Source organism: Serratia silvae, assembly GCF_023282985.1.
GTDB lineage: Bacteria > Pseudomonadota > Gammaproteobacteria > Enterobacterales > Enterobacteriaceae > Chania > Chania silvae.
In genome coordinates this window covers 1-264 of sequence record NZ_JAGQDC010000077.1, presented here as the reverse complement: position 1 = coordinate 264, position 264 = coordinate 1, and the positions used below count along the sequence as shown (strand labels likewise).

1 pseudogene is annotated in these 264 nt (G+C 60.2%); it reads right to left on the bottom strand.

Features of this window, described 5'->3' with window-relative positions:
• Nucleotides 1-264, bottom strand: a pseudogene (locus tag KAJ71_RS23295) (methyl-accepting chemotaxis protein); the annotation flags it as partial.

Below are 264 nucleotides of genomic sequence, written 5' to 3'. Positions count from 1 at the left end.
ATTGCGTACCGCTGATGTTTTCGCGTACCTGCTGACGGCTCTTTTCCGACAGCGTATTGGAGGCGGTGGCCGCTTGCGAAGTCGACACCGCGTTGCGCGCCACTTCTTCGACCGCACTGGTCATCTGGTTCACCGCGGTCGCGGCCTGTTCCAGCTGCATGTCCTGCTGCTGGAGGCCACGGTTGCTTTCTTCGGTGACGGCGTTGAGTTCTTCAGCGGCTGAGGCCAACTGCGTGGCTGAGTCAGCGATCTGGATCAGTGTTT